The sequence below is a fragment of the Brenneria populi genome (assembly GCF_036016195.1).
Taxonomy (GTDB): Bacteria; Pseudomonadota; Gammaproteobacteria; order Enterobacterales; family Enterobacteriaceae; genus Brenneria; species Brenneria populi.
In genome coordinates, this window is the sequence record NZ_JAYWTM010000005.1 from 1 (window position 1) to 3,172 (window position 3,172).

Consider the following 3,172-nt stretch of genomic DNA (forward strand, 5'->3'; position numbering starts at 1 on the left):
CCGATGTGAGTAAAACCATCGGCAAAAAAAGATATCAAGACGGACGCGGGGTGGAGCAGCCTGGTAGCTCGTCGGGCTCATAACCCGAAGGTCGTCGGTTCAAATCCGGCCCCCGCAACCAATTGATTATCAGCGAATAGACACCCTTAGCGGGTGTTTTTTTGTTTTGGGCCTTCAGCGCTACGGGCCGCTATCCCGGCGGCCATCCTGCGACAGCTCGCCGCCGTCCTCTTTTATTCCTATGCGCTAGCGCCCTGCCCGGCTGGCGAAATAAGCTTTAATCCCATCGAGAATCGACTGGGCCACCTGCTGTTGAAACTGGCTGGTGCGCAGCTTGCGCTCTTCTTCCAGGTTGCTGATAAACGCCGTTTCCACCAGAACGGAAGGAATGTCCGGCGCTTTCAGCACCGCGAACCCGGCCTGATCGACGCGATTTTTATGCAGACGGTTGACCTTGCTCAAACGGGTTAATATTTCCTTGCCGAACGTCAGACTGTCATTGATGGTAACGGTCTGAACCAGATCAAACATGGTGTGGTCCAGATAGCGATCGCCGCTCATGCTGACCCCGCCGATTAAGTCCGCTTCGTTCTGCGTCTGCGCCAAAAAGCTCGCGGCGGAGCTGGTCGCGCCTTTCTTGGAGAGCGCAAACACCGACGAGCCGCGCGCGGCGCGGTTGGTGAACGCATCGGCATGAATGGAAATAAACAGATCGGCGCGCTGCTTGCGCGCTTTGGCGACCCGCACGCGCAGTGGAATAAAGACGTCTTCATTACGCGTCATATAGGCTTTCATATTCGGCTCGCGCTCGATCAACGCGCGCAGGCGGCGGGCGATTTGCAGCACGATATCTTTTTCCCGGGTTTTATTTTTACCGACAGCGCCGGGATCCTCGCCGCCATGACCGGGATCCAGCATAATGACCAGCGGACGATCGCGCCCGGCTTTCCCTTGCTGCGGCGCCTCCGCCGGCAGCGTCCGCTCCAGATCGCCCTTGTTATAATCCTCCAGCAGCGCCAGCAGCGGATCCTCTTCGTTATCATAGCGGCCCGCCAGCGGGTAAAGATCCATCACCAGACGATGGCGGAACTCCGCCACCGGACTCAGCGTAAAGATTTTGGCGTCGACCCCTTGCTTTAGCTCCAGAACCAAACGCACCGTATCTTTATCAAACTGGCCGATTCTGGCATTTTTAATCAGCGGGTCGTCTTGATGAAAGCGGCTGGAGATGCTCTTCAGAACGCTATTAAGATGAATATTTTCTATATCCACCACAATCCGGTCCGGATTGCCGAGCGTGAACTGCTTATATTTAAGCGGCTGATTGGACTCCAGCGTAACCCGGGTATAGGAAGAGGAAGGCCAGACGCGTACGGCGATCGCCTGCGCAGCGGCGGCCATTCCGACGCCGCTCACACTTAACAGCCAGGTTGCCGCGGCGCTTTGCAACAGGCGCCGCCGAGTCATATTGTGATTCGAGTAAGACATGCAACTCCGGTCTGATTACAGTGCGATTGCCAAATGCCGAAAGCATAAAGAGTGAAATAGTCAAAAACTTTAACTAATCTCTACCCTGGTGTCATGCAAAAATAATTTCGCGCCGTTTTCCCCTGTAACTGGCAAATTACAGCGGTATGGACTTTGCTCGCCACATACCCCTTGCCTTTTATCTCGCAAAGAATAAAAATACAAAAATTACGAATAAAAATTCAAATAGGAGTCGCAGTGAAGGAGCGTAGTACAGAACTGGTAGAAGGCTTTCGCCATACCGTTCCCTATATCAATGCCCACCGTGGCAAAACCTTTGTCATCATGCTGGGCGGAGAAGCCATTGAGCATGAAAACTTCGCCAACATCGTCAACGATATCGGACTGCTGCATAGCCTGGGTATTAAACTGGTGGTGGTTTATGGCGCGCGTCCTCAGATCGACAATAATCTGACGACCCATCACTACGAACCGCTTTACCATAAAAATATCCGCATCACGGACCGAACGACGCTGGAGCTGGTCAAACAGGCCGCCGGAATGCTGCAGCTGGATATCACCGCCCGCCTGTCCATGAGCTTGAACAATACCCCGCTGCAGGGCGCGCACATTAACGTCGTCAGCGGGAACTTTATCATAGCCCAGCCGCTCGGCGTGGATGACGGCGTCGACTACTGTCACAGCGGACGCATTCGCCGTATCGATGAAGACGCCCTACACCGCCAGTTAGACAGCGGCGCGATTGTGCTGCTCGGCCCGGTGGCGGTTTCCGTCACCGGAGAGAGCTTTAACCTGACGTCCGAAGAGGTCGCCACCCAATTGGCGATCAAGCTGAAAGCGGAAAAAATGATCGGCTTCTGCTCTTCGCAGGGCGTAACCAATGAAGAGGGTAACATCGTTTCCGAACTCTTCCCGGATGACGCGCAGCAGCGTATTGAAGCCCTGGAAAAGGAAGGCGATTACCAGTCCGGCACGGTCAGATTCCTGCGCGGCGCGGTTAAGGCCTGCCGCAGCGGCGTGCGCCGCAGCCATCTGATCAGCTATCAAGTTGACGGCGCGTTGCTGCAAGAGCTGTTTTCCCGCGACGGCATCGGCACGCAAATCGTCATGGAAAGCGCCGAGCAGGTACGCCGGGCCACGATTAACGACATCGGCGGCATTCTGGAACTGATCCGCCCGCTGGAACAGCAGGGCATTCTGGTCAGACGCTCCCGCGAACAGCTGGAAATGGAGATCGATAAGTTCACCGTTATCGTGCGCGATAACCTGACCATCGCCTGCGCCGCGCTTTACCCCTTCCCGGAAGAGAGCATCGGCGAGATGGCCTGCGTGGCGGTGCATCCGGACTATCGCAACTCTTCGCGCGGCGATATGTTGCTGGAACGCATCGCCGCGCAGGCGCGCCTGCAGGGGCTGAAAAAGCTGTTCGTCCTGACCACGCACAGCATTCACTGGTTCCAGGAACGCGGATTTTTACCTGCCGAAGTCGAGATGCTGCCGAGAAAAAAACAGGAGCTGTACAACTACCAGCGCCGTTCTAAAATTCTGGTGCTCGACCTCTGACTCCCCGCTAAACTGTCCGGCGCGCCATAGGTAAACTCCCAGCGCGCCTGATCGAAACGGGTAAAAAAGTCCATTTATCCGCCTTCCCTTATGCCGGAAATTGCGCGCTCATGCCGTCGTC

The 3,172-nt window shown here is 55.7% G+C and carries 2 protein-coding genes and 1 tRNA gene; 2 read left to right on the forward strand and 1 reads right to left on the reverse strand.

Annotation, left to right across the window (positions count from 1 at the left end):
• Positions 1–44: 44 nt before the first annotated feature.
• Positions 45–121, forward strand: a tRNA-Met gene (locus tag VSX58_RS07490).
• Positions 122–246: 125 nt separating this feature from the next.
• Here the strand turns inward: VSX58_RS07490 and amiC are convergent.
• Positions 247–1,488, reverse strand: a complete 1,242-nt coding sequence (amiC, locus tag VSX58_RS07495; RefSeq protein WP_327617549.1) for an N-acetylmuramoyl-L-alanine amidase AmiC — start codon at positions 1,486–1,488, stop codon at positions 247–249.
• A gap of 237 nt (positions 1,489–1,725) precedes the next feature.
• Here amiC and argA point away from each other — a divergent pair, with 237 nt between their 5' ends.
• On the forward strand, positions 1,726–3,051 hold the full coding sequence (gene argA / locus VSX58_RS07500) for an amino-acid N-acetyltransferase (RefSeq protein WP_327612606.1): 1,326 nt from the start codon (positions 1,726–1,728) through the stop codon (positions 3,049–3,051).
• Positions 3,052–3,172: the final 121 nt, after the last annotated feature.